This window comes from Candidatus Thermodiscus eudorianus, assembly GCA_015521085.1.
Taxonomy (GTDB): domain Archaea; phylum Thermoproteota; class Thermoprotei_A; order Sulfolobales; family Acidilobaceae; genus Thermodiscus; species Thermodiscus eudorianus.
Map to the genome: position 1 here is coordinate 292,935 of WAOW01000005.1, position 24,996 is coordinate 317,930.

25 protein-coding genes are annotated in these 24,996 nt (G+C 56.5%); 13 read left to right on the top strand and 12 right to left on the bottom strand.

The genetic code is table 11. The features are described 5' to 3' along the window. The gene (locus tag F7C38_04760; protein MCE4600859.1) at positions 1-1,443 is read left to right on the top strand and encodes a phosphopentomutase/phosphoglucosamine mutase; all 1,443 of its coding nucleotides are present in this window, start codon (positions 1-3) and stop codon (positions 1,441-1,443) included. Here F7C38_04760 and F7C38_04765 read toward each other — a convergent pair. Next, complete coding sequence (locus F7C38_04765; protein ID MCE4600860.1) at positions 1,433-2,182, bottom strand: DUF2208 domain-containing protein; 750 nt, start codon at positions 2,180-2,182, stop codon at positions 1,433-1,435. The genes F7C38_04760 and F7C38_04765 overlap by 11 nt on opposite strands. Before the next feature lie 85 nt (positions 2,183-2,267). On the opposite strand from F7C38_04765, the gene F7C38_04770 reads away from it, so the two are divergent. Then, a complete protein-coding gene (locus F7C38_04770) occupies positions 2,268-3,380 on the top strand; it encodes an amidohydrolase family protein (GenBank protein ID MCE4600861.1) in 1,113 nt (370 codons plus the stop codon). Here the strand turns inward: F7C38_04770 and F7C38_04775 are convergent. Further along, positions 3,377-3,721, bottom strand: a complete 345-nt coding sequence (locus F7C38_04775; protein MCE4600862.1) for an SCP2 sterol-binding domain-containing protein — start codon at positions 3,719-3,721, stop codon at positions 3,377-3,379. The genes F7C38_04770 and F7C38_04775 overlap by 4 nt on opposite strands. A 247-nt stretch (positions 3,722-3,968) precedes the next feature. Between F7C38_04775 and F7C38_04780 the strand changes: the two genes are divergently transcribed. Both F7C38_04780 and F7C38_04785 read left to right on the top strand, forming a co-directional pair. Beyond that, positions 3,969-5,165 (top strand): thiolase domain-containing protein, encoded by a 1,197-nt coding sequence (locus F7C38_04780; protein ID MCE4600863.1) that lies wholly within the window; start codon positions 3,969-3,971, stop codon positions 5,163-5,165. Positions 5,166-5,183: 18 nt separating this feature from the next. Then, complete coding sequence (locus F7C38_04785) at positions 5,184-5,726, top strand: Zn-ribbon domain-containing OB-fold protein (protein ID MCE4600864.1); 543 nt, start codon at positions 5,184-5,186, stop codon at positions 5,724-5,726. 4 nt (positions 5,727-5,730) lie between these two features. Here F7C38_04785 and F7C38_04790 read toward each other — a convergent pair whose 3' ends face one another. Both F7C38_04790 and F7C38_04795 read right to left on the bottom strand, forming a co-directional pair. Further along, the gene (locus F7C38_04790; protein ID MCE4600865.1) at positions 5,731-6,885 is read right to left on the bottom strand and encodes a pyridoxal phosphate-dependent aminotransferase; all 1,155 of its coding nucleotides are present in this window, start codon (positions 6,883-6,885) and stop codon (positions 5,731-5,733) included. A 56-nt stretch (positions 6,886-6,941) separates the two neighbouring features. After that, positions 6,942-7,739 carry a carbon-nitrogen hydrolase family protein gene (locus F7C38_04795; protein ID MCE4600866.1) on the bottom strand — a complete coding sequence of 266 codons (798 nt, stop codon included), beginning with the start codon at positions 7,737-7,739 and terminating at the stop codon, positions 6,942-6,944. Between the two features lie 100 nt (positions 7,740-7,839). Here F7C38_04795 and F7C38_04800 point away from each other — a divergent pair, with 100 nt between their 5' ends. Continuing rightward, complete coding sequence (locus F7C38_04800) at positions 7,840-8,319, top strand: metal-dependent hydrolase (GenBank protein ID MCE4600867.1); 480 nt, start codon at positions 7,840-7,842, stop codon at positions 8,317-8,319. A 62-nt stretch (positions 8,320-8,381) separates the two neighbouring features. Next, complete coding sequence (locus F7C38_04805) at positions 8,382-9,287, top strand: MBL fold metallo-hydrolase (GenBank protein ID MCE4600868.1); 906 nt, start codon at positions 8,382-8,384, stop codon at positions 9,285-9,287. Between the two features lie 8 nt (positions 9,288-9,295). On the opposite strand, the gene F7C38_04810 is transcribed toward F7C38_04805, so the two are convergent. The 3 genes from F7C38_04810 to F7C38_04820 all read right to left on the bottom strand — a co-directional run bounded on the left by F7C38_04810 (position 9,296) and on the right by F7C38_04820 (position 14,370). Further along, the gene (locus tag F7C38_04810; protein MCE4600869.1) at positions 9,296-9,628 is read right to left on the bottom strand and encodes a hypothetical protein; all 333 of its coding nucleotides are present in this window, start codon (positions 9,626-9,628) and stop codon (positions 9,296-9,298) included. 6 nt (positions 9,629-9,634) lie between these two features. Further along, positions 9,635-12,187 (bottom strand): penicillin acylase family protein, encoded by a 2,553-nt coding sequence (locus F7C38_04815; GenBank protein MCE4600870.1) that lies wholly within the window; start codon positions 12,185-12,187, stop codon positions 9,635-9,637. 119 nt (positions 12,188-12,306) lie between these two features. Then, entirely contained in the window at positions 12,307-14,370 is a 2,064-nt protein-coding gene (locus F7C38_04820; GenBank protein MCE4600871.1) for a V-type ATP synthase subunit I, read from the bottom strand. A 128-nt stretch (positions 14,371-14,498) separates the two neighbouring features. On the opposite strand from F7C38_04820, the gene F7C38_04825 reads away from it, so the two are divergent. The 4 genes from F7C38_04825 to F7C38_04840 are packed head-to-tail and all read left to right on the top strand — an operon-like array spanning position 14,499 to position 18,690. Continuing rightward, positions 14,499-14,816 (top strand): hypothetical protein, encoded by a 318-nt coding sequence (locus F7C38_04825; GenBank protein ID MCE4600872.1) that lies wholly within the window; start codon positions 14,499-14,501, stop codon positions 14,814-14,816. A 15-nt stretch (positions 14,817-14,831) separates the two neighbouring features. Beyond that, entirely contained in the window at positions 14,832-15,434 is a 603-nt protein-coding gene (locus F7C38_04830; protein ID MCE4600873.1) for a hypothetical protein, read from the top strand. 32 nt (positions 15,435-15,466) lie between these two features. Further along, on the top strand, positions 15,467-17,278 hold the full coding sequence (locus F7C38_04835; protein MCE4600874.1) for an ATP synthase subunit A: 1,812 nt from the start codon (positions 15,467-15,469) through the stop codon (positions 17,276-17,278). Positions 17,279-17,292: 14 nt separating this feature from the next. After that, positions 17,293-18,690, top strand: coding sequence for an ATP synthase subunit B (locus F7C38_04840; protein ID MCE4600875.1), 1,398 nt, complete (start codon positions 17,293-17,295; stop codon positions 18,688-18,690). Here the strand turns inward: F7C38_04840 and F7C38_04845 are convergent. Together F7C38_04845 and F7C38_04850 are read right to left on the bottom strand one after the other, a co-directional pair. Beyond that, positions 18,687-19,649: an adenine nucleotide alpha hydrolase family protein gene (locus F7C38_04845; protein MCE4600876.1), complete on the bottom strand. Its 963-nt coding sequence runs from the start codon at positions 19,647-19,649 to the stop codon at positions 18,687-18,689. The two genes, F7C38_04840 and F7C38_04845, sit on opposite strands and share 4 nt — an antisense overlap. Continuing rightward, positions 19,642-19,848, bottom strand: coding sequence for a hypothetical protein (locus tag F7C38_04850; GenBank protein MCE4600877.1), 207 nt, complete (start codon positions 19,846-19,848; stop codon positions 19,642-19,644). The genes F7C38_04845 and F7C38_04850 overlap by 8 nt, the downstream gene beginning before the upstream one ends. 109 nt (positions 19,849-19,957) lie before the next feature. On the opposite strand from F7C38_04850, the gene F7C38_04855 reads away from it, so the two are divergent. Then, positions 19,958-20,563, top strand: a complete 606-nt coding sequence (locus F7C38_04855) for a hypothetical protein (GenBank protein ID MCE4600878.1) — start codon at positions 19,958-19,960, stop codon at positions 20,561-20,563. Positions 20,564-20,578: 15 nt separating this feature from the next. Here F7C38_04855 and F7C38_04860 read toward each other — a convergent pair whose 3' ends face one another. Beyond that, positions 20,579-22,480, bottom strand: a complete 1,902-nt coding sequence (locus F7C38_04860; GenBank protein ID MCE4600879.1) for a hypothetical protein — start codon at positions 22,478-22,480, stop codon at positions 20,579-20,581. 221 nt (positions 22,481-22,701) lie between these two features. Between F7C38_04860 and F7C38_04865 the strand changes: the two genes are divergently transcribed. Next, a complete protein-coding gene (locus tag F7C38_04865) occupies positions 22,702-22,983 on the top strand; it encodes a hypothetical protein (protein MCE4600880.1) in 282 nt (93 codons plus the stop codon). A 3-nt stretch (positions 22,984-22,986) separates the two neighbouring features. On the opposite strand, the gene F7C38_04870 is transcribed toward F7C38_04865, so the two are convergent. Both F7C38_04870 and F7C38_04875 read right to left on the bottom strand, forming a co-directional pair. Beyond that, entirely contained in the window at positions 22,987-23,292 is a 306-nt protein-coding gene (locus F7C38_04870; GenBank protein MCE4600881.1) for a hypothetical protein, read from the bottom strand. A gap of 81 nt (positions 23,293-23,373) precedes the next feature. After that, positions 23,374-24,276, bottom strand: coding sequence for a CPBP family intramembrane metalloprotease (locus F7C38_04875; protein MCE4600882.1), 903 nt, complete (start codon positions 24,274-24,276; stop codon positions 23,374-23,376). A 117-nt stretch (positions 24,277-24,393) separates the two neighbouring features. On the opposite strand from F7C38_04875, the gene F7C38_04880 reads away from it, so the two are divergent. After that, complete coding sequence (locus tag F7C38_04880) at positions 24,394-24,960, top strand: hypothetical protein (protein ID MCE4600883.1); 567 nt, start codon at positions 24,394-24,396, stop codon at positions 24,958-24,960. Positions 24,961-24,996: the final 36 nt, after the last annotated feature.

The following is a 24,996-nucleotide window of genomic DNA, read 5'->3' on the forward strand; positions in this document are numbered from 1 at the left end:
TTGGCCAGGCTCTTCGGGACCGCCGGGATAAGGGGACGCTACCTAGAGAAGATAACCCCCGAGCTAGCCTACAGGGTGGGTTTGAGCGTCGCCGCCTACGTCGGGGGGCTGGGCTCGGCCACTGTAGGATACGATATACGCACTACAAGCCCGTTACTGGCCCAGCTAGTCGCGGCTGGCCTAATGGCCGGCGGCCTAGACGCGATCGATACCGGCCTCGTGCCGACGCCCGTGTTGGCATACTCTGTTCCAGAGACGAAGTCTAAGGCTGGCGTCATGGTTACTGCCAGCCACAACCCGCCCCCGGACAATGGTATAAAGGTGTTTGACTCCACGGGCATGGAGTACACCCTTCCCATGGAGAGGGATCTGGAGGAGCTGATATTCAATGGGGACTTGAAGAAGCTCCACGCCTCATGGGATAACGTGGGCAGACTAGTCTACGGCCATGAGATAGTCGAGGAATACGTATACGATATACTAGAGATGGTGACGGTCGACAAGCCTAGAATAGAGCTACGCCTCGCGGTAGACTGTGCTAATGGTACGGCGAGCACAGTCACCCCCAGGATACTACGCATGGCCGGCGTGAGTAGCGTGATAAGCTTCAACTGCCACCAAGACGGGTTCTTCCCAGGCCGACACCCGGAGCCGCGTCCCGACACGATAGGCCCCTACATAAGCGCCACCTCTACGCTAAACGTCCACGGGCTACTAGCCCACGACGGAGACGCCGATAGACTGGCTATAGCAGTCCCGGGGCTGGGCTTCGTAAAGCAGGACCTAATCATAGCACTCTTCGCCTGGTGGAAGCTGAGGGAGAGAAAGGGTACGGTAGTCGTATCGGTCGATGTAGGGATAGAGGTCGAGGAGATAGTCGAACGCCTAGGCGGGCGCCTCGTAAGGAGCAAGCTAGGTAAGTTACACGAGAAGATAAGGGATACCCCGGGAGTCATACTGGCGGCCGAGCCCTGGAAGCTGATTGACCCGGCCTGGGGACCCTGGGTGGACGGGATCTACCAGGCAGCGCTCTTCGCCCGTATAGCAATGGAGGAGGGGGAGCCACCAGCCGCACTGGTGCAGAGGCTCCCCTTCTATCCATCGGCTAGGATAAACGTCAAGCTCGCTAAGGACGAGGACAAGCTCAAGTTATATCCCGTCCTCGAAGAGAAGGCTAAGAGCATCCTAGCGAAGGGAGCAGTCGACATACTTGAGATAGACGGTGTTAGGATAACGTACGACGACTCAAGCTGGATACTCCTACGCGTTAGTGGGACCGAGCCGAAGGTCAGAATATACGCCCAGGCCACGGGCAAGCAGAGGCTACTGGAGCTGGTGTCCAGGGCTAAGGAACTGGTCTATGCTACCGCGGGCCACCTAGGGTTGAAGATAACTGGCGTGGAGGAGCATATCGACCTGGGGCGTAAGAGGCCTAGCTTCTAACCCCATATCTCTTGATAACCTCTGCCAGCCTCTTCGGGTTCTTGGCGTAGAACCTCAGCTTTGTGACAGTCCTCTTTGACTTCTTCACGAGCTCTACGAACTTCCTCTTCTCGTTCACGTTGACCTCTATGTCGTCTGGTAGCGGGAATGTTATGGCAGTCTTACCTACTAGGCCCTTTATCACTATACCCTTGTCGGTGACCGTGTAGGAGGGGGCCGGCTGTAGCATCGTCACCTTGCCGACCTTCCTCAGCGCCCATATGTACACCAGCTGGTTTATAACGAAGAGCCCCTCGAAGTATATGAGGAAGGCTAGGAACTCCGCTAGCTTGCCCGGACCCGTGTAGACTGAGACGTACTGGTAGAGAGTGTCAACATACTTCCATAACAGGAAGAAGTAGAGCATTGCTATGAACATCCCCATGCTCGTGTACATGGTGAACCTCGACTGCTCCTGCATATCCTTCATTATATCCAAGTCCTTGGTCTGCAGCTCCCTAGCGTTTTCCTCCTCGTAGAGCTTCCTCCCCTTCAGCACCTCCTCGGGAGGGACCCTGGCCTGGCCTAGAGGGTTCTTTCCAGACCTGTTCTGCAACACGCTTATTATAATAATTAGTATAAACACTAGTATGAAGGTCTTATAGTTCCTGCCCAGGATAGCAGCCGCCACAGAGTAGAGGAGAATAGAAAACTGTCCGAGCAACACCCTGCTCTTAACATCCTCTATCTGGTTCGCCAACCCTATCCATCCCACACTAAACTCTGGCTCCAGATACTGCTATTAATCGTTGAGCCGTAAACCCCCAATAAACGTGCTGGGAGAGATGGCGAGAGAGACGGCAATAAAAGCGGGACTAGCACTGGTAGGCGCGGACCTGGAAGCAAAGAGAGACATATGCATTGTCATAGACGAGGGCATGATAGCTGAAATAGGCAGAGGCGATTCATGCCCCCTCAACCACATAGGAGGGCCCGACATAGTAGTGACTCCACAACCCGGCCTAGCCCATACACACAGCGGGGACCACGCCTTCCCCGAGTACGGAGTCGAAGAGGAACTCTCCAGGCTAGTGGCCCCGCCGCAGGGCTTGAAGCACAGGAGGCTGCAGGCAACACCGCAGTCGAGGATCGAGGACGCGATAACAGAGTACTACAGGCTCGCATGGCGTTATGGAGTGGGCCTGCTCATAGACTTCCGGGAGGGCGGGGGAGTAGGGTGTAGTCTATCCAAGAAGGCCGTCGAGAGGACACCGGAGGGCCTCGACGTGGTAGTGCTTGGTAGGCCTGGGCCAGGCTTCCCCGACGGGTGCGACGGGCTAGGGCTCTCCAGTCCCCTGGACTACGATGTCGATAGACTCACCGAGCTGGTGAGGAGTCTGAGGCCAGCCTTCACACACGTAGCCGAGACCCGGGCCGCCAGGTTACAGGGCGATCTAGAGAGGGCTCTAGATGCTGGATTCGACGCCGTCATCCATGGGACCCATCTATCGGATAGCGACCTAGAGCTGCTGGCTGAGAAGGAGGTAGCTTTGATTCTATGCCCTAGGAGCAATCTCTGGCATGGCCTGGGCATTCCGCCTGTGAGAGAGGCGTTGTCGAGGCTGGATCTAGTGGGGTTAGGCTCTGATAACGCTTCCTGGATGCCGCCCGACCCTTGGCGTGAGGCCGAAGCGGCGGTGCTTCTGGCGAGGCTGAAGGGTCCCAGCGGGGAGTGGCTCGCCGACAAGGTCATGAAGGCGGTCTATGTGGTCCCCTATGGCATAGTGGGTATGAGGCCTAAGATCGTCGAGGAGGGAGTGCCCGCTAACATGTTGCTCTTTGACGCCAGCGACACGGGGGTTCTACGGGCTGAGAGCGTTAAGTATGGGCTCGTGAAGAGGGTTGGGAGAGAAAATATGGTTGCGAGGGTTGATCGAGGCGAGGTATCCTTTGTCTAGCCCTTTAGGCCAGCATCTAGGAGCTTCTTTAGGTTCATCGTGTCTAGGACGTTCCCCGTTATCTTTATCTGCCTCTTCATGAAGGCCGCCATAGCGTCTAGCTGCCCAGTTATTATCTTCTCAAGGACCTCGGCGGTCCCTGTTATGGTGGCGATTGGACTGGGGTGTTTGCCCTTCTCAACCTTTATCTCGCCGTTTGATATGTCTATGTAGAACTCCTCTCCGGTGTCTTCTACAACGAACTGGTATACCTTTTTCCAGCTGGTCACCTCTGGGAGGGTACCCTTAGCCTTCTCGAAGATCCCCTTGAAGGCCTCAGCCGCCTTCTCATATATAGCCATCTCAGACCACCCGGGACATGCATATCCATGCCTTCAGTAAGGTCTCCCCGGGATTCTATTCATTGAACAGCGTCCTTGTTCATTACCAGTGGTTCATTAAGCATTTATATCGATCCAGTCGGGCCTCCGGTGCTTTAAAATACGTCCATGGATCCCGGGTATGTGTCTATATTAAACTATTGATTTCAGTCGCACAGCCAAGCTATATCGAGTGAGGATCCACGTGGGTTCGAGAGAGGGATAACTTATGGGTCGAAGAGTAGCAATAGTCGGGACAGGCCACTCTAAATTCGGCGTCAGGAACGATGTAAACCTCCCAGAGCTAGCGTACGAAGCTATAAAACAGGCCATAGCAGAGGCCGGGATTGAGAAAAAGGACATAGACCTAGTGGTAACGGGCTACGTCGGCGGGTGGAGCAGCGAAGGCCTAGCCCCCGTAGTAGTAATGGAGTACGCTGGCCTAACAGGGAAGCAGGGGTATAGGATTGAAGCCGCGTGCGCCACGGGGAGCGCCGCGATAAAGGCTGCAAGAGACGCTATCGCCGCCGGGGAAGCCGACATAGCACTCGTCGTAGGAGTAGAGAAGATGAACGAGAGCCCGACGCCGACAGTCGTAGAGTTCATTGGAAGGGCAGGGAACTACTTCTGGGAGTTCGAGAACTTCGGGCTGACGTTCCCAGGCTACTACGCCCTCTACGCAACAGCCTACCTGCAGAAGTACGGTGCCACAGAGGAGGACCTCTGTAAGGTGGCGGTCAAGAACCACTACTACGCCAGCATGAACCCCAAGGCACAGTTCCCAAGGCAGATAACCCTGGACATGTGCATGAACTCCAGGTACATCGCCTGGCCGCTAAAGCTGTTCGACTGCAGCCCCATAACAGACGGGGCCGCGGCCGTGGTATTGGCGAGCGAGGATATAGCCGAGAAGCTGACCGACACGCCGGTATGGATAGAGTCGATAGGCGTGTCGGTGGGCACCAGTAACTTGTCCAAGAGGAGCCAGTTCACTAGCCTGGAGGCTGCTAGGATAGCGGCGCAGGCCGCCTACAAGAAGGCGGGCATAGACCCCGAAGACCCCGCCAAGTACCTCGACGTCGCAGAGGTACACGACTGCTTCACAATAGCAGAGATACTGGCCTACGAAGACCTGGGCTTCGCCAAGCCAGGCGAGGGCTACAAGCTGATACGCGATGAACAGACGTATATCGGGGGGAAGATACCGGTCAACCTAAGCGGTGGTCTGAAGGCCAAGGGGCACCCGCTAGCGGCAACCGGAGTGAGCATGGCCGTCGAGTTAACCCGCCAGCTCCTGGGCAAGGTAGAGAAGGGCAGGCAAGCCGATATAAGGAACGGGAGAGCGCTGGCGCACAACATCGGGGGGACAGGCCACTACGCATACGTTACAATCTATTCGCTTTCCAAGCCCCGTACCCCGGTCTAGTCTAGGAGGTGGTGTAGTATGAGTACCCAGAAGGAGCAGGCGGACATGTTCCTGGCCCAGATGGACCAGTTCGCGAACACGATGAAGGAGAGCATAGGCATACCAGCGCTAATGGACCAGAAGACCGGCGTGAGGATGTGGTGGGACCAGAGGGAGATTAAGCTAAGATTCCTGATAAGCATAGAGAAGACCTTCAAGTTCTTCGAGGCCCTTGGGGAGGGCAAGCTACTGGCCACACGCTGCAAGAAGACTGGAAAGATACTATTCCCGCCGCAGGTAGACTGTCCAGACGATCCAGAAGACGAGGTCGAATGGGTCGAGCTACCAAACGAGGGAGAACTGCTGACGTGGACAGTCATATACGTTAAGCCATACAGCTTCGGCCACTACAACGACTACACGGTAGGCATAGTCAGGCTCAAGAACGGAGTCCAGGTCCTCGCATGGGTGAGGGAGGTCGACCCGAAGAAGCTGAGGGCTGGAATGCCGGTCAGGGTCGAGATAGTGAGGAGGCAGCCAGAGAACTACCTGACATACGAGATAGTCCCCCTAGAGGGTTAAGACGCTAACCCCCTTTTTCCTTCAACTCTCTCAATGCCTTAAACAACGTGGAATACGCCTTCCTAGACGCCTCATCATCGCTAGTCCCTAACCCGATCCTGATGACGCCTGGCAGCTCGAAGCATTCCCCGGGGTTCACAAGCAGTCTATAATCGGTGTATATTCTCTGCGACAGGCTAAGAGTGTCCCTAGCCCACGGTATCCTTAGGAGCATGAAGGCACCCGCTTCAGGCCACCACGGCTCTACCAGCCCCTCGGCCCCAGCTAGCTCCTCTCTTAGAAGCTCCAGGTTCCTCCTAACGATCCTCTGGGCCCTCTCCACGAGCTTACCCCTTATATAGGGGCTTAGAACGGCCTCGGCTACAGCCTCGCTGAGCCGAGGCGGGCTTATGGTTGTATAGTCCTTGATGGACCAGGCCTTCTCAATGATGCCGCTATCGGTGCTAGCGATCCACCCGATCCTCAGGCCGGGTAACCCGTAGACCTTGGATAGACCGGCCACCGACACCGCCGGCACATTGTACTTGCTGGCGTACTCTAGTATGGATGGAGCCGGCGTCGTGGAGTGTTCGAGCCCCTTGTAGACCTCGTCTACTATTACTACCGTGTTGTGCTTGGCCGCCTCCTCTACTAGGCTCTCCAGGGCCTCCCTTTCAACCCTGCCGGTGGGGTTGTTGGGGTTTGTTACGAAGACGGCGCGCGGCTTCCTCTTCCTCAACAGTTCTAATAGATCCTCTATCGGCATGCTCCACTCCTTCTGGGGCGATCTCCACGCCTCGTATATCTCGGCGCTCCTGGCCTGGAGTAGCCCGTGTACCTGCATGTAGTTCGGCATATCGACTACAACAATGTCGCCTGGCTTGACTATAGTCGCCACGGCCAGTAGGTTGGCTTCGGCGGAGCCAGTCGTGACGAGTACCTGGTCCTCGTTGATAACCGAGTATAGCTCGGCTATCCTCTTTCTGAGCCCGGGAGAACCCCTAGTCCACCCGTACCCGAGATCTACGGAGTAGAGGTCTACATCAACACCGATACTCTTGAGGTACTCCAGAGTAACCGGGTCCACGCCACTTTCACTCAGGAGGATCTCGGCCGACGTCTCTCTTTCACTCTGCCACCTCTCCAGGCAAAAAGGGGGAAGATCGCCAGCGAAGACCATCTCGGAGACACCACCCCTCAGCGGCCACTATAAGTAGAGGCGTTCCAGGCCTTAAGCTAGCCGATTCCACTGTATAGATCGGTTCTCCTCAGGCCGAGTAGCGGTAGGATTTCCCGGGCCCTCTCCAATTCCCTGGTGTCGATTCTAGCCTGGAGCACCTTCTCCCCGTATCCAGCCTCGGCAGTCACTACGCCAAGCGGGTCCACCACCATGCTCCTCCCAGTGAACCTTGACCCGTATAGTATGGGCGCGGCGATCCATATCGTGTTCTCATGGGCCCTAGCCTGGGCTAGAAAGCGGTATTGCTCCTCCTTCCCATGGCCAGTATACCATGCGCTCGGTATGACGACGATATCAGCCCCATTAAGGGCCTGATATCGGAGGATCTCGGGGAATCTTATCTCGAAGCAGATAGCCAGCCCGATCCGGAGACCACAGGCCTTTACCGGCTTGAATAGCCTCTCGCCCGGCGTGAACACGTCGCTCTCCCTGTAGCCTAGCGCGTCGAAGAGGTGGGTCTTCCTGTAGCTGGCTATGACCTCTCCGTGCTCGTCGAGTATGATGGCGGTGTTGTAGGGCTTGCCCCTAGAGTTCCGCTCTATGAGAGTGCCTATGATGCAGGAACCCTTACTGCGTGCTATCTCAGAGAGCCCCTCAACCCAGGGACCCTCCATAGTCTCGGCTATCCTGTTGAGCTCCTCCGCTTTGACGCCTGTGGGATCGTACATAGCGTATTCCGGCATGGCTATTATGCTGTTATCCGATATGCGAGTCGCTAGCCTTCGAACCGCCTTCAACGACTCCGCTTTATCTAGCCTGGCGTTGAGCTGTATTAGACCGATTGTGGCCTCCACCGCGGTAGCACCGTGGCTGTATACTGGTCGTCCTCGAATTATTATAGGGGAGGTCTTGTCAAAATGTAGCCCGTGATATAGTCTAGCGGGCGGGCATAGCGTGAGGCTCTCTACACATATAGCGTTCGGCGTTGGAGTAGCTGGCGCGGCTTCCGCTTACCTTCTAGACTGTAGTATAACGTGCTGGATACTGTCATTGATTGCCTCGGCAACCGTAAATATCATGGTCGACATCATGGGCCACGACCACAGGCTCTTCAGACCCCCCGCGAGGACAAAGGTGACCCACAGCCTACCAGGGATAATCGGGATCTCCATCGCGGTGGCCTGGCTGATCCAAAGGGGCATCGCATCCCCATTACTCCCCCAGCCCTATAAGATCTACACCGCAACCATAATCGGGGGTCTCAGCCACTGGTTGCTAGACGCTCTAAACCCAACGGGAGTATATGTCGTCAAGGGGAGGTTCCGCATAGCTAGGATCCCATACCACAGCCTAGCCGCTAATATGGTGCTCCAAATGATCGGGGGAGGCTTGCTGTTCTACTCTGCCATGAGATACTATGGCGTACCCGGCTGAGTACTAGCCTTTATCAACCATCAAGCCCAACCCCAACAATCCCCGGAGAGGGGATTAGGACTTTGAAGTCTATAGTAGAGACAGTCGACGTGACACCCTCGGGGTGGGGCAGCGATCTTATAGCCTCCTATATAGTATCGGGGGATAAGACCGCCGTGATAGACACGGGGCCGGGGAACTCCTACGAAAGGCTGAAGCGCTCCCTGGAATCCCTCGGCATAGAGCCAGACTATGTAATACTAACCCATATCCACCTAGACCACGGTGGGGCCTCGGGCCATATAGCCCGCGATTATCCCTCCGTAAAGATACTAGTACACCCCAAGGGGGCCAAGCACCTAGCCAATCCCTCTAAGCTATGGAACTCCGCCAAGGTGGTACTAGGCCGGGTGGCCGAGATATACGGCGAGCCGGTGCCCGTTCCCAGCGAAAACATTGTAGCTGTAGAGGACGGCTACAGGCTAGACCTTGGAAGAGGGGTCTCGCTAGGGATATACCATACACCGGGGCACGCGAGCCACCACATGAGCATACTCCTTGAACCCGAGGGGGTGATCTTCACTGGCGACTCGGCCGGGGTATCGATAGTCATCGACGGCGTCAGGGTGGAGTTGCCAACTACTCCGCCGCCATTCCACCCAGGGCTCTACCTCAAGAGTCTTGAGAAGATGAAGGCGTTAAACCCTAGGAGGCCTGCCCCGGCACACTACGGGGTTAAGGACGAGGACGCGGTCGAGTATATCGACAGGGAGAAAAGACGGTTATCAAGCTGGTACGAGATAGTCCGCGAGACCGTGAAGCAGGGGATAGTGGACGTCGGCGGAGTGGCAGAGGTGCTAGCCTCCAGGAATAGCGATGCTAACAGGGCATTCAACCACTCGAACCCCATCGTCAAAGAGGTATTCTATATGGGCACTGTATGGGGGCTAGTCGAGACCGCTAAAAAAGAGCTAGGTTTAGAGGGCTGAAGCCCCTCCTAGCCCTTGAGCGACGCTACTATATAAGAGAGGGCCGCTGGGACGATCAGGTGGTAGCTGAACGCTACGAGCACCGTCACGGGGCCCCCGATCCCAGCGAGTATCCTCACGCCATCGACTCCACCAGCCACCCCCAACAGTAACACGTACCCGGCCAGTCCTGCTAGGAAGCCCACTAGAGCCGCATCTCTAGCCCCGATTCTACCGGCAAGTACGACTGCCGCCACTAGCACCGGGGCCGCTATTAGGCCATAGGCTGGCGGCAGCATTAAGCCAAACATGTAGGCTATGGTAGCTACAAGCCATGATATCCCAAGCCTTGACCCACTCATCGCGCATCACCCTTCGCGATCGAATACGAGGCTAGGCCCTTGGTACGCGTTGGGCCCCAAGCCCAGAGTGTAGTAAAGGTACTCGCCCCGTGTCCAGTAGTACAGGTATATGTCCTGGTAGTGCTTGCTGAAGGGGTTCCCACTCTCCCCGCCTGGAAGCGATATCATGTAGCCCGTACTGGATAAATCGACTATTTGCCTGATGCTTGGTCCATGGGTCACCGGCATGCCCTGGCTTGCATCGACTACAGTTGGCCTGGCAACGTTTATACTATAGGGGCCGCCGCTGGCTGGGACCCTCTTGTAGTCGAGTATCTGGAAGGCTGGATGCTCTACCAGGTAGTAGTGTATGTCTCCGTACCTCCACTGGCGGTAGTCGCTGGTGCCGAAGTACCTGGATAGAAGCTTTAGGGCGTCGTCGAGGCTAGCCTCTGCTAGGCCCTTGAGGTCTCCGCCCGGTATGAGGCTTAACGCGTACTCGTCGCCCTTGGCGGCGGCCTTCACTATGCTTAGCAAGTAGTGGAATCTCAGGAAGCCGAGGTCTTTCTCATCGCCGTATAGGTGTTTCCACACGTTCTTGTGGAAGGAGTAGATCCACGCCACGGCTATAGCTGGCTGGAACTCGTCCTTATCCATGTTTGGCCCTTCTGCGGCGAGCCAGGCCTTGAGGATCTCCGCGTACTCGCCGCTAGCGTAGGGTAGTATGGCGGTTTCGAGGTAGTCCTCTACGCTCAAGTCGTAGTAGTCGGTCTGTATACTCTTCATCTCGTCAATGGTGACTACGCCGTCAGCCAGCGCCTCCGTGAGTAGCTCCTTTATCCTCTCCTCCCTATATCGATCAGCGTAATGCCATCCTATGAAGTCCCCGCAGCTCCCGTCGAAGGGCTTGCTGTTCGCCGTCGCTATGAAGGGGATCGGTGGGTTGTAGAGGATGGGCAACTCCTCCTTGGGCATGTACCCGGTCCATTCGCCCTCGCCCCTACTGCCGTTAAATGGTATGTAGCCCTTGTTGACCAGCTTGCCCATGTCGACTCCGGCTACAACCACATCGTCCAGCAGCACCGGCAGGTTGTCTCTCACGGGGTACGCGCCGACAGGACTATACGCGAAGTCTCCCTGGTCGTCGGCTACAACTAGGTTCTGGATGGGCACGTGGAACCATCTCTGCGCGGTTATAGCCTCTCTCACGCTAGACGCATTGTTTAGCTCCACGAAGAACTCTAGTTCGAAGCTGACGTCGAGCCCGGTCCAGGCCACGGCATACCTGGTGCCATCGCGCTCTAGGACGGGTCCATGTATGGTCCTCAGCACTGTGATCTCGCGCTTCTCGTAGGTCCTCTTGATTGGGTTGTAGACTAGGATTGTCTCGCTAGTCTTATTGGCGTCTAGCCACTCGCCCCTGTAGTAGTACTTGTCCCCCCTCCAGACGTAATAGTAGTAGTCTGTGAAGTCTCCCATAACATTCGTAAAGGCCCAGGCCAAATGCTGGTTCCTCCCTATCACTACCAGCGGGGTCCCTGGGAAGAGGGCGCCGATGCTCTTGAAGCTGGGAGTGTTTATCTCGGCTAGGAACCATATGGGGGGAACGCTCAACTGCAGGTGGGGGTCGTTGGCGAGCAGGGGCTTACCGGTTTCGCTCACGCTACCGTTGACGACCCAGTTGTTCGAGGCTAACCCCATTGCCGCTACAGACCATAGTCCCCTGACCTCGTCGATCCATTTTAGAACAGGGTCCACGTCTGGTAGGGTGTACTTATCGCCTGGCACTGTCGACAGCTTCTTCCTGGAGGAGTAGTCGTAGGCGTTAGGCTTGGATGAGACCTGGCCCCACTTGGTGGCGTAACTACACTTGGCCTGGACGCTCGTCCCCCTCCAGTAGGGTATATCCATGTACGCTATTATCCTGGGCCCCCATTTCTCGACAAGTTTGCCTAGCACCAGGTCCTCATCGTTCCACGCTAGACCTAGGGCTATTACGCGTGCAATCGATAGCGTGTCTATGGGCCTCCAGTGGACCGGCTTTAACCCCAGGACCCTGTACTCGACTGGAAGCAGGTTGTTCTCGATGGCATAGTCTATGTAGCTGTTGACTCCGGCCGAGTAGGCCAGGAGCAGATCCTCCAGCTTCTGGAGTTCGGGCCTCTCCACTATCTGCTTCCACGTCTCCTCTAGGACGTGGTTCAACCCTATACTCCTAATGAACACGTCATTATCATAGCCGGGCTCCCCTACGAGGGCCGAGAGGTTCCCTTCCCCGATTCTCCTCAGGAGGTCCATTTGGAAGAGGCGCATGCTAGCGGTGACCCAGCCCATGGCGTACACTCCGGCTTCATCCGTAGTTGCATAGATGTGGGGTATTCCATGCTCGTCCCAGACGACCGTTGCATTACCCACGACGAGTATATTGTGCTCTCCCGATGGAGGGCTGGCTGCAAGGCCTGCCCCTGTCACCCCATGGTAAGGGTCTAGGAAGGACTGGAGTACGGGTGCGATGTATGGTAGTGCCATGAAGGCTATAGCTATCACTCCAACGAGAACTATCTTACCCTTTTTAGCCAATCCAGGAGTCACCGGTGATATGACATTGTCGTCGCGGCTGATAATAAGGCTTGATTACCAAGCCATTAGGGCGTTACAGTGGAAAGGAGGTATTTTTAGAGAAGTGGGGTTGGCCCTGGCTATTTTGCAATGATTATCTCCACCCCGGGCAGGAGTACCGGTTCGAAGGGCTTTCCAGTGCCAGAGTAGAACTTGCTGAAGTACTCGTAGAAGTGGAGCCTCATGCTGTGGGCAAACGCTATAATCGCCTCTAACGCGGCGACCATTAGGTTCCCGAAGGCGTAGACGAGTGCTCCTAGGAATATAGCTACCGCTGCCGGCAGCATAGTGGTCCCGGCGATGGCATAGTATAGTTCGGTGAAGCCTAGCATGAGCCCGGAGTGGGCCAGGCCGAGGCCCATGATTCTAAGGAAGCTTGGGATGTTGCCGAGAGCCATCAGGAACATCTCGTAGACTCCCATGAAGCTCTCGCCCAGGCCGTGTAGGAAGCTCTCGCCCTCCAGGGCCAGCCCAATGGGCTCGCCTATCAGCTTCCAGAGCATCGCCACTACGGCTCCATAGAACGTTATAGCCTGGATGATGCCGCCGCTCCCCTTCTGGAAGATCGCCTGGTTGAGTATGCTTCCCCCCTCGCTGGCGCTCGCGGTCACGAGGAACGGTAGCGTCGCTGAGAAGAAGAACAGGAATACGGGTAGCTTGCTTAGGACCGCCCCTATCTTGTCTCCCTTCAGGAACGCATCGACTACCCCAAGGAAGGTGCCTAGGGTCAGCATGAAGGCGGCTATCCACAGGGCTATACTCAGGGTGTTGAATATCAGCTGCCTCACCACCTCCTGGCCTAGGTGCTCTTCAACGGCCAGTGTCGCCTGGGCCAGTGGAGGCGTCTCGAAGCCTAGCTTGTGCCAGAAGTCTAGGAGCCCGACCTTGGCGGCGACGAGGGATCCGAAGAACTCCCCTGCTAGGAACCCTGTGACCATGCTGGCGGCTCCGAGCACGGAGAGGATGAATCTCCAGTTGGCGTCCTTGTTCCTGAGATACCATTGGGCGAAGAGGAGCACGAGCAGCCCGTGGCCCATGTCGGGGAACATCAATGCGAATATGAGCGGGAATGTTATCGCCATGAAGATCGTTGGGACGATCTCGTCAGCGTCGGGCTCTCCGTACATTCTAACTATCATGTGGAAGGGCTTCAGGAACCTGGGCATCTCTATCTTTGTGGGCACCTTCTTGGCGGCCCTCTTAACCCCCAGGCTCAATACTATGAAGGCGCCGTTCAGGGCTTCATCGAGTATCTTCCTAAACTTCCTCGAATCGGCCTTGTCGACGAAGCCCCTGAACATGGCCATAGTCTTTGTAAAGACCGTGTTCGCGAGGAGCCTTGAGGCCTCTCTCAGCGCGTAGACGAGCGTGTAGTACTTGTCTAGCTCGCTCTTGCGCGAGCGCAGGGCGCTTACTATCTCGTCTGCCTCCTTCTGGAGCCTCTCTATCTCCGAGACCAGGGCCGCGTACGCCTTGCTCGGCTCTCCGGGTAGCTCCTCTGGGATCGAGATTGGGGTCCACTTGAACTGCCTCATGGATGCGAGGAACTTCCTCACCCTACCGGGGTCTCCGGCCACGGCCACGACCGCTATCTCCTCGGTCGGCGTCTCGACCGCCGCTATAACGCCGTGCTTCTCGGCCGACCTTCTAACGGCCTCTACGAGGTTCTCCCCGGTTATGTATCCTATGGCGTAGCCTATGAAGCTGAGCGCAGTCGCACTCCTCACATCAGCGTCTACATCCTTGACTAATTCCAGCACGGATTTGAGGGCCTCGTACTCCTTGATCTTAGTCTCTATAGCCGTTAGCCTCTGGACGCCCCTCTCGTATTCCCTCTCAAGGTCTCTATACTCCTCCTGTAGCTTCTCGAAGGCCTCCTCCCACCCGCCGGCCTTGAGCCGGAGCCCCTGGACCGTGGAGGGCTCTATTCCAAGTACCTTATAGTAGGATTGGAGCCTGCTGAGCTTCTCGTTGACCCTAGCGTAGAAGCTCCTGTACTTCCTGGAGACGTAGCCCCCCTTAACCTCCCGCGGAGGCTCGTCGACGTGGAGTATGCCTGCCGTAGCCAGCGCCGCGACTGCCTTGTCATAGAGCGATATGGGCACGCTCGCCAGCACTTCCTCGATCCTTCTCGGCAGCAGCAATCGCCTGGCACCCCATACTACCAGTTAAGCCCATGGCCTCTAAGGCCTTCTCCCAGATTATTAACGATACTAGTCCCCACTACTTTAAAACAGGGATCGGAGCACGGATCTGTTATGGGAGGTACGCTTTGAGTGATAAGGCGGAGATGGGCACTATAGTCGTGGTCTCCGATAGTGTAAACGCGCCGCTCTTTAGGAGCGTGGGCTTCACGGTATACGAGGCCCGGGATAAGAAGGACTTGCTAGACACTATCAACTACGCAATGCAGAAGGAGCAGAACGCCAAGCTCCTGATAGTCCTGAAACACCTAGTGGAGGACGAGGACAAGCTAAGGAGGCAGGTCGACCAGTATGATGTAACGCTCCTAATACTCCCGACCCGGTGGGCAAAGGCCGAGCCCATTAACGTTGATAAACTACTTGCAAAAGCCCTAGGACTGGGATAACGGAAGTGGTGGGGCATGGCGATCACAGGTAATCCTGAAAAAGTCGCCAGAGAGGCCGTCGAGAGAGAGCTTGAGAAGGCCATCAAACAGCTAAGCGAAGCCAAGGCTGCAGCCGAGAAGCTGATCAGGGACTCCTACACCTCCAACCTCAGGGAGGCCGAGAAGAAGCTCAAGGAGGAGTTCGCCAGGGCCGAGGAGCAGCTTAAGAGCCTGATATCAGTATTGGAGTTGGAGCTGAAATCCAAGGTCTCAGAGGCCAAGAACAAGTATATCGACGAGGTACTGGAGAAGGCTAAGGCCAGGATCAAGGAGGCCAAGAGAGGAGCCGACTGGTACAATAGCTACATGGAGAACATCATAAAGAAGCTCTCCGGAGAAGTCGAGAGCGAGATGATGGTATTAACCGCTCCAGAAGACCGCGAGCTGGTACAGGGCCTCCTAGAAAAGTATGGCGGTGGAAAACTCAAGTTGTCCGAGGACGCCGTTGACATCCTCGGCGGGATCATAGCGGTATCCCCAGACGGGTCTACTAGAGTCGATTACAGCCTCGACCTCCTCGTCAAGATGGAGGAGTACAGGCTCAGGGGCGTGGCCTCGAAGGTATTGTTTAAAGAGTAGGTTAGGCCCCGGTTAATGGAGGGAGGAGAGATTTGGCGGTTAAGGGTAGGATAGTTAGGATCTCGGGCCCCCTCGTCGTCGCCGAGGGCATGGAAGGCGCCCAGATGTACGAGATGGTCTGGGTAGGAGAGGACAAGCTGATAGGGGAGATAACCAGGATCAGGGGAGATAGGGCGTTCATACAAGTCTACGAGTCCACGACCGGGTTGAAGCCGGGCGAGCTCGTCGAGGGGACGGGTGCCCCTCTCAGCGTATGGCTGGGCCCAGGCATTATAGGCAACATCTACGATGGCGTCCAGAGGCCGCTCCCACTCATAGCAGACAAGATAGCCAAGGAGGCGCCCCACAGGAAGATGTTCATCGAGAGGGGTGTACACGTAGACTCCATTCCCAGAGACAAGAAGTGGCACTTCAAGCCCGGGTTTAACGGCAAGAAGATCGAGCCCGGGCTAAAGGTCGAGCCTGGCGATCTCATAGGCACTGTACCGGAGACCAGTTTAATCGAGCACCGAGTCATGATACCCCCAGGCATCCACGGCAGGCTCAAGTGGATAGCTCCAGAGGGAGACTACACGATAGAGGAAACGATAGCAGTTGTCGAGAGCGAGGGGAAGGAGGTAGAGGTCAAGCTAGCCCATAGATGGCCCGTCAGGATCCCCAGGCCCTATAAGGCGAAGCTGGAACCCTCGCTGCCGCTGATCACGGGCGTCAGGATAATCGACACGTTCTTCCCCATGGCCAAGGGAGGCACCGGCGCGGTGCCCGGAGGCTTCGGCACTGGGAAGACCGTGACTCTACACAGCCTCGCGCAGTGGAGCGACGCCAGGGTCGTAGTCTACATCGGATGCGGCGAGAGAGGCAACGAGATGACTGAGGTGCTAGAGAGATTCCCAGAGTACAAGGACCCGTGGACTGGTAAGCCCCTCATGGAGAGAACAATACTCATAGCTAATACCAGCAACATGCCCGTCGCCGCCAGAGAGGCCAGCATCTACGTGGGAGTCACCCTGGCAGAGTACTATAGGGATATGGGCTACGACGTCCTCCTTGTAGCCGACTCAACTAGCAGGTGGGCGGAGGCCCTAAGAGAGATTGCTGGTAGGCTTGAGGAGATGCCTGCTGAGGAGGGATACCCAAGCTACCTGGCCTCAAGGCTAGCCGAGTTCTACGAGAGAGCCGGCAGGGTCGACGCGCTTGGCAGCCCCGATAGGCGGGGTAGCGTGACTATAGTGGGAGCCGTAAGCCCGCCGGGAGGAGACTTCACGGAGCCCGTCACGAGCCACACGAAGAGGTTCATAAGAGTATTCTGGGCACTAGACACTAAGCTAGCGTACTCAAGGCACTACCCGGCCATCAACTGGATAATGAGCTACAGCGCCTACGTGGACCTGGTCACCGAGTGGTGGCACAGCAACGTGGATCCGAGGTGGAGGGAGTACAGGGACCAGGCCATGGAGATCCTGATGAGGGAGGACGAGCTCCAGGACATAGTGAGACTCGTTGGAACCGAGAGCCTGGACGAGAAGGACAAGCTGATACTAGAGGCGGCCAGGGTCCTGAAGGACGGTTTCCTCAAGCAGAACGCGTTCGACCCCATAGACGCGTTCGCGACGCCCGAGAAGCAGTTCAAGATGCTGCAACTCTTCATAGACTACTACAAGAAGGCCCTGGAGCTGGTCGAGCACGGGATACCGGTGGCCAGGATAAGAGAGGCCATGGGTAGGCTGTACGTTGAGATGGTAAAGGCGAAGTTCGAGGTACCCAACGACCAGTTGGAGAAGCTCGACGAGCTCAGAATGAAGGTCCTCAAGACACTGGACGAGGTGGAGGCCCGGTCCGGGTAGAGGGGGTGTAAGGGATGGCTTATGGAGTGAGGGAGTATACTAGGGTAAGGGAGATCAAGGGCCCCCTCCTAATAGTGGAGGGCGTCTCAAACGTCGCCTACGATGAGATCGTGGAGGTCGAGCTGGCCAGCGGCGAGAAGAGGAGGGGCAGGGTACTAGACGTCCAGAGGGGAGTAGCCGTAGTACAGGTATTCGAGGGGACAACGGGCATCACAACAACCGGGACCAGGGTGAGGTTCCTGGGGAGACCCCTTGAGATACCGGTAAGCGAGGACATGCTTGGCAGGATATTCAACGGCCTAGGAGAGCCGATCGACAACGGGCCCCCGATAGTGGCAGAGGACGAGAGAGACGTAAACGGTGCCCCACTGAACCCGAGCGAGAGGGCCTATCCAGAGGACTTCATCCAGACCGGAGTAAGCGCGATAGACGGGATGAACACCCTGGTCAGGGGCCAGAAGCTACCGATATTCAGCGGCAGCGGCCTGCCCCACAACGTGCTCGCAGCCCAAATAGCCAGGCAGGCAACCGTAAGGGGCGAGGCGGAAGAGTTCGCAGTAGTATTCGCAGCGATAGGAATAAAGTACGACGACTTCATATTCTTCAAGAAGTTCTTCGAGGAGACGGGCGCCCTAAACAGGGTAGCCATGTTCGTCAACCTAGCCGACGAGCCAGCTATGATTAGGCTGGTGACGCCCAGGGCGGCCCTGACACTAGCCGAGTACCTGGCATACGAGAGGGACATGCACGTCCTAGTGATACTGACCGATATGACAAACTACGCAGAAGCCCTCAGAGAGATCTCTGCAGCGCGAGAGGAGGTACCTGGGAGGCAGGGATACCCGGGATACCTATACAGCGACCTCGCAAGCATCTACGAGAGGGCCGGCAGGGTCAAGGGCAAGAAGGGCAGTATAACCCAGATGCCCATACTCACGATGCCCAACGACGATATAACACACCCAATCCCCGACCTGACAGGCTACATCACAGAGGGCCAGATAGTCCTCAGCAGGGAACTACACAACAGGGGAATCTACCCGCCGATAAACGTGCTCATGAGCCTCTCAAGACTCATGAAGGAGGGAATAGGCCCCGGCAAGACGCGTGAGGACCACGCGGACGTGAGCAATCAGCTATACGCGGCGTACTCCAGGGGAGTAGAGCTCAGGAGCCTAGCAGCAGTGGTCGGAGAGGAGAGCCTAAGCCCGGTGGACAGGAAGTACCTGGAGTTCGCAGACCTATTCGAGCAGCGGTTCCTAAAGCAGGGAGAAAGGGAGAACAGGACGCTGGAGCAGACGCTTGACATAGCATGGGAGATACTAGCCATACTACCGGAGGAGGAGCTGACCAACATAAAGGAGAAGTACATAAAGAAGTATCATCCAAAGTACAGGAGCCAACAGGCCTAGCCGAGACCCCTAACCATCTCCCTGATTCTTTCCCTCACCCTAGCGCCCAGAGCCTCGCCCTTCAACTTGAAGGTCAACCTGCAGAGCGAGCAGATACCACTACTAGAGAGGAGGCCGCAGTACTTGCACCCCTCGACCCTAGCCTCAGCGGCCGGGTAGCTCGATATCCTCTCGGCCAGCTTGTTCAGGAAGCCTAGCTTGAGGCTGGGCTTCTCCTCCTCAAGCCTGTTCAAGTACTCCTTGACTCGGAAGTCCAGGCTCGTGAACCTAGCGTGGGGGCAGTCCCTGTGGAGGTAGGGTAGACCCTTGGCTATAACGTAGAGGAACGACTCCCTCTCGTACACATTGTAGAGGGGCCTTATGCGTGGAGCGGCTAGCCCCGGTATGCCCTCTGTACTAGGGCCTAGCTTCCTTATTGCGTCGAGCTCTTGAGCTAGAAAGTTCTTGACGGCGAGCGACGCTATGTCGTCGGCGTTATGCCCTGTAGCCACCTTGGCGTCCAGCTCCACTCCTACGGCGTTATAGAGGTACCTCTTGACAGCGCCGCATATGCTGCAGGCCGGCCTCCTAAGCCTCATAGACGCGCTGGGTATGGTGAAGTCCAGCTCCTCCTGCAGGCTAAACACTATTAAGGGCACGTCTAGGAGCCTGGCCAGCTCCTCCACGATCTTCCTGGACCCCCTGCTGTAGTCGCCGATGCCCAGATCGACGTGGAAGGCTATGAGGTCGAACTCTATCTCTCCCCGGAGAGCCGCTAGCGTGGAGAGCAGGGTAGCACTATCCTTACCCCCACTAACGGCGGCGACAACCCTATCCCCAGGCCTAACCAATCCATACCTCTTTACAGTCCTCTTAACCTTGGACTCCACGAACTCGGCATAGTGCGTGCTACAATAATGCCGCCTCTGGTATGGCACGTAGGCTATAGCAGGCCTTCCACACAAGCTGCATCTAGCCACCGCTAATCACTCTCACAAGCACGACCTCCTCCCCCTCAACCTCCTCGTCCTCGGGCAGGGGCGATCCATCGACCAGGACGATATAGGACTCACGCGACAGCCCTAGCTCTCTAAGTATCCTCTCACCGGTAACCCTGCCCTCCAACTCCAGCGAAACCACCTTGTTGCCAGGCAGTATCCTAACTCGCACCCTAGCCACCTAAACCACACCCCCGGCAGAGGGACCCCCAGGCCTCCCGTGATCTCCCTATGCATACATCTATAAGCGCCTATAACGGTCAAGTAGCCAAGCGGGGTGTATTAAGGAGATGTATAAGCCCTATAGAGGGTCCCTAGCCCCGGCGATCCTAGCAATGACGGTCCTAGCCCTCGCAACCGCAACTCCCCTGATAGCGCATGGGGGCTCGACGTGTAAGTACTACTTCGTGATATACGGGCAAGACTGGTGCCCCCACTGTCAGAGGATGGAGAAGTTTGTCAAGGAGACGTATGGCGAGCAGTGCCTGGAGTTCCGCGACCTTGACGTCCCCAAGTGGAACGGTAACTTTACCATGATTATAAAGAGGTTGAACAACGTCTACAACGTGCCCATACAGCCCGCGTTCCCACTAACCGGTATATGGAAGGATGGAAGGCTAAGGGCCATAGTCCTGGGCGAGGTTACCAAGCCCGACTCGATCGACTACATAGTACAGCGAGCCGACAAAGAGGGGAAGAACTGGGTTGTAGTCTTCCTTGGAAGCAAGGCCTATGCTATAAAACCGGGAGAACAGATAATAGAGGCGTTCAAACCCCTAGGAAACAACACCAGCACCCCTCAGGCCGGCGGGGGTGTTAACAAGACGCTCTTATACGCGGGCATAGCGCTACTAGCCGTTGGAGTGGCTGGCGTGGTGTTGCTAGCCAGGAGGTAGACGCGGGCCTGGAAACTAGGCCAGTTCCAGGAGCTCGCTCGCCATTCTCAGGCTGCGCTTGCCGACCTCCTCCAAAACCCCACGGAGTTCCCCGTCGCTGTAGCCGCAGGTACGGCTAGCAACCTCATAGTCTTCGCGTAGCAGCTTGCCCCTCCTAGTATACCAGCCTGGGGTTGGGGGCTCCATTTTGAGGTCGGGGACTACGATTACAAACTTCGAGTAGCTGGTTCCCGCGATCTTGTCCACTACCTTGGCTTCCGGCGCCTTGGATAGCTCGTGTGGCTCTAGGGGGTTTCTCCTCCTGAACACGTATATCTTGTCTCTGCCCTCGCTCTTGTAGGGGACGTATCTGTTCCAGCCAATTATGAAGAGGGGGTCGATACACCTCTCTAGTATGTTCTTGGCCACCGCGTTCACCTCCTGTGGGCTTCCCTTCAACCTCTCTATCACCGTGGTAGCTCTCTCGTCGGCGAGGATGATGCCATGCCAGTGCCTCCTATAGATTAGGCCCCTAGCCGCTAGGACTAGGCTTGCGCACGCGTTCCTAAACCACCCGCGCTGGGATTCCCTAGCTGAGGCGTCGGCTTTCCACAGGATGTAGTCTAGTAGGTCTCTGGCCCTTCCTAAGCCCAGCCTTGTAACCAACTCCATAACCGGTGTATCGGTCAGGTATGCGAGGTCCCTCTCCATGTCACGGTACTCTCCTCCTATTAAAGGCCGGGCTCTCGCTGGCAGGTTTGCCAGTGCTTCGAGGACGGGATACTTCTCCAGCAGGTCTCTAGCCCGCTCCTCGCCATCCTCCAGGTCTTTCAGCAGGTAGCGGCCAATGGAGTATAGGAGTGCTAGTGTGCGTGACGCCATGTTGGAGTAGATCATTGATATATCGTGGAGGTACACGTCTCCATACATGTATATCCTGGAGAGGAGTATGTTCTCGACAACAGACACCCCCTTATCCAGCACGCCCAGCCCAATGCTGACCCTATACTCCTCGCCGCTGAGGCTAGAGGTTATCCGGGGGACGACCGTCAAGACAGAGTAATACCTGTTGATGTCCCAAACGCCACTCCTGCTACCAGTATGCACAGTGTCCCGCAGAATGTAGTCGGCCCTGTCAACATCAATGGGCCCACTCAACAGGCTGGCTATAATGCACTCGGCCACCCTCTCAACATTACCGCGGTCGGCCTCGTACTCGGGGAGCAGTTTCCCCGCATCGGTTCTCCGGAACATCACCGGCTCGCAGCCAGAGCTCCAGGAATCCTTGTTATAGGCCTTATCAAGTATCGCGGCTACCCTCTTCAAGTCAACACTCTCACAGGCATACCTAACCTCGGGGCACCTGCCCTTATCTATACAGTCGGCCCTCGAAGCGACTAGGCTCAGCCCGAGGCTCTCGTGGTCGAAGCCCTCTATCGACAGCTCGCTTACAGTCACCTCCCGGTCGGGGCTGAAGTAGAGGAGGGGATCCCTCAGGGCATCCTCGCCCGGATGGCTAAGTGCTATGTGCCCCGAGTCGTGGTAGAGGGCTGCCGTCACAGCAACCGGGGTTAGCTCGACTAGCTTCACGGCTAGCTCCTTTAGGAAGCTGGCCAGCCCCTTTGCTAGAGCCTCAAGCGCGGGATCCTTCCGGTATTTCTCCAGGCTGGGTACCACGTGCTCCTGTATGTTTCTAGCCAGGTGTTCTATAGCCATCTTCATCACATGGGCTACTCCGAGGCTGTGCTCGAACCTGTTGTGGACCGCTCCGGGATAGACTAGGTGGGCTAGGCTCAGCTGCTTTATGTCCCTGAGCCTCTGTATTGTGAGCGTGTCGACGGCCGTGTCGAAGAAGTCCGAGGGTAGCTCTACGAATTGGTGGACCACGTCCTTCACTATCTTCGTCCTGTACCTGCACTTCTCCCTATTGTTGGCCAACGCCCCTGTACACCCGGTTTAAGCCTCCAAGTGTATTCGTGGAGTTGCTCCTCCAAGTCCCCAGATACCATAGTATAAGCTTCATGAATTATATCAGTTACTAGCGTATTCACATCGTATTATCGAGCCCTCCACGAATACACCCCAGGCGGATCCTACTATACATCCACTGGGGAGGGACCCCCGCGCCTATAGACAGGGACGCTAAGAGGGGTACAGGAGTGGAGGAGTGGATAAAGAGGTGCAGCCTCTCGCCGCTAGCATTAGTACTAGGCATCCTGTGGAGGGGACCCTCAACACTAGACCAGCTACGCGATACCGCGAAGAAACTATACCGGGGGAGCCCTAGGTGCTGGAACCCTAAAACCCTAGACGACGTAGTAGCGGCCCTGATTGACTATGGGCTAGTAGCCAGGGACGGTGGAGGGTCCCTCAAGCTAGAGAAGCAGAGGCTGCACCCGGTGACCAGGACCATAGCTGAGAAGGCCAGCCAACTAATCTAGCCGCTAAATCCTCTCGACTACGAACACCCACCCAGGCAGGCTACCCTTATTCATCCTCTCAACACTGGAAACCCACTCGTCAACGCTACCATACCCGCTGATGGATACGAGCTCCTCTAGAACCTGGTAGTTGACCTTCCACTGCCCACGCACAACCCCCTCAACCCACCTAGCCGACTCCTCTACCCACACCCTAACCCGGGTGCCGGGCTCTGGGGCGTACCTCCAGATCAATGCAACCCTACCGTTCTCCTCCAAGAACCTACCAGAGGGACCCTCTACAAGCCTAAGTATCAGGGGGCCAGGCACCCTGCACACCTCCTCCAAGGGACGCTCTAGGAACCCTCGACAAGGAATAAAGCTTAAGCCCAGACGCGCATCAACGAGCCACTAGAACACTCCCCGCGTCCCACCCTCCAGGAGCCGCGCCATGATGAATGCTACGAGCACCGCGCTGATAGACACCGCTAGTCCTGCTGGCGGGGTTAGGAGCCTGTCCCCGTATACTAAAACCGAGAAGGAGCCCGCGATCCCGTTGATGACGCCATGCCCTATAGCCGCTGCATAGACCGAGCCAGACCTGGCCCTCAGGATCAGCAGGACTGATCCAAAGGAGACAGTGAATAATGTGAAGACTAGTAGAGCAGGCACTCCACCAGAGGATCCACCACAGCCGCCTGGGAGGGGGATCCTAAAGTCGTAGCCATAGTATATTAGGGGGGCGTGCCAGAGCCCCCACAATACACCTATGACGATGGCCTTACCGGTTAATCCGATTCTATCGTCTATTGCCTCGACTAGGTATCCCCGCCAGCCTATCTCCTCGCCTAGAGCTACTGCGGCGTTGATCGTGGCCCCTGCTACCACGCCGAGCGGTATGGTTAGTAGTATGAGTGTGTAGGGGGTCCCCTGGAGGCCTTTGCACGGCCCTAGCCTGCCCCCTAGGCCTAGTGCTATTGGTATCGAGAGGGTGTAGACTGCTAGCGGGGCTAAGGCCGCCGCTACTATATACCTCGCCTCTATGCCCTTCAACCCGACTAGGCTCTTCACGGCCTCTATGCTCCTTACTCCTTCCGCGTAGAGGGCTAGGAGCGTGCCTGTTGCTGGAAGCCACATTCTAGCCACTAGTACTGGTAGTAGCTTTAACTGCGTCGTGATGTGTGTCGTTGTGGCCTCGTTTGTCATGGCCTCTTTTAGCGGTTCTAGTATGTATGCGTAGTCTAGGAGGAATGCGGGTATGAAGGCTACTGCCAGGTATATCAGTAGACCGGTCTTCCTTCTTGTGATATGCATATCAGTACCCCGGGATTCGAGGTATTAGTCATGTAATTGTAGTACTTGATCTAAAGATATAAATGTTGGGTCGAGACAGATATGTAAGGACATGATACCAGAAGGGGGATGGCCACATTGCAATCCACAGCTCTACTCGTAAGTGGCACCGACCTGGTGAAGATCGAGCTGGCCAGCAAGCTCATACTAGGAGTCCTAGCTCTCCTATGGATATCCGTAATCATAGGAGTCAAGGTCAGGAGGATTGGCAGGGCCAAGCGCATCCTAGCTATACTCTTCGCGGTCATCGCGACTCTAACGGTCATGGGCGGGCTGATATACATATTTAGGCCCGGGACCCAGTACGGGGTTTGGATCGAGGACGACGAGGTCCTAGTCAGATTCTATGCGGACGGAACCGTCGCCTACAACATCTGCGACTCCAACATAACGCTCCTGCCAGTAGACAGCGTAGACAAGCTACTCTCCATAAGGACAAACGGCATAGCAGACCCGTCGACAGGCCTCTACGCGGGATACTTCAAGGCGAGCAACGGACTGGAAGCCTATGTACTCGTACACAAAGCCGCCACAGACCATGTACTAGCCATATCCAACGGCGACACCATGGCCCTCATAGGCCTAAAGGGGGTCGAAGACATCTACAGGGAACTAGCCCTAGTCCAAGACAACTCATGCCGCTAGCCGCCGAGAGAGGGACCCTCCCTGGACCCCCGAGGC

What these genes read in the sequence shown, in the direction of transcription:
- F7C38_04770 (MCE4600861.1), top strand. Translation starts at nt 2,268, where the DNA reads ATGGCGAGAGAGACGGCAATAAAAGCGGGACTAGCACTGGTAGGCGCG.
- F7C38_04775 (MCE4600862.1), bottom strand. Translation starts at nt 3,721, where the DNA reads ATGGCTATATATGAGAAGGCGGCTGAGGCCTTCAAGGGGATCTTCGAG.
- F7C38_04780 (MCE4600863.1), top strand. Translation starts at nt 3,969, where the DNA reads ATGGGTCGAAGAGTAGCAATAGTCGGGACAGGCCACTCTAAATTCGGC.
- F7C38_04785 (MCE4600864.1), top strand. Translation starts at nt 5,184, where the DNA reads ATGAGTACCCAGAAGGAGCAGGCGGACATGTTCCTGGCCCAGATGGAC.
- F7C38_04790 (MCE4600865.1), bottom strand. Translation starts at nt 6,885, where the DNA reads ATGGTCTTCGCTGGCGATCTTCCCCCTTTTTGCCTGGAGAGGTGGCAG.
- F7C38_04810 (MCE4600869.1), bottom strand. Translation starts at nt 9,628, where the DNA reads ATGAGTGGGTCAAGGCTTGGGATATCATGGCTTGTAGCTACCATAGCC.
- F7C38_04830 (MCE4600873.1), top strand. Translation starts at nt 14,832, where the DNA reads ATGGCGATCACAGGTAATCCTGAAAAAGTCGCCAGAGAGGCCGTCGAG.
- F7C38_04840 (MCE4600875.1), top strand. Translation starts at nt 17,293, where the DNA reads ATGGCTTATGGAGTGAGGGAGTATACTAGGGTAAGGGAGATCAAGGGC.
- F7C38_04855 (MCE4600878.1), top strand. Translation starts at nt 19,958, where the DNA reads ATGTATAAGCCCTATAGAGGGTCCCTAGCCCCGGCGATCCTAGCAATG.
- F7C38_04875 (MCE4600882.1), bottom strand. Translation starts at nt 24,276, where the DNA reads ATGCATATCACAAGAAGGAAGACCGGTCTACTGATATACCTGGCAGTA.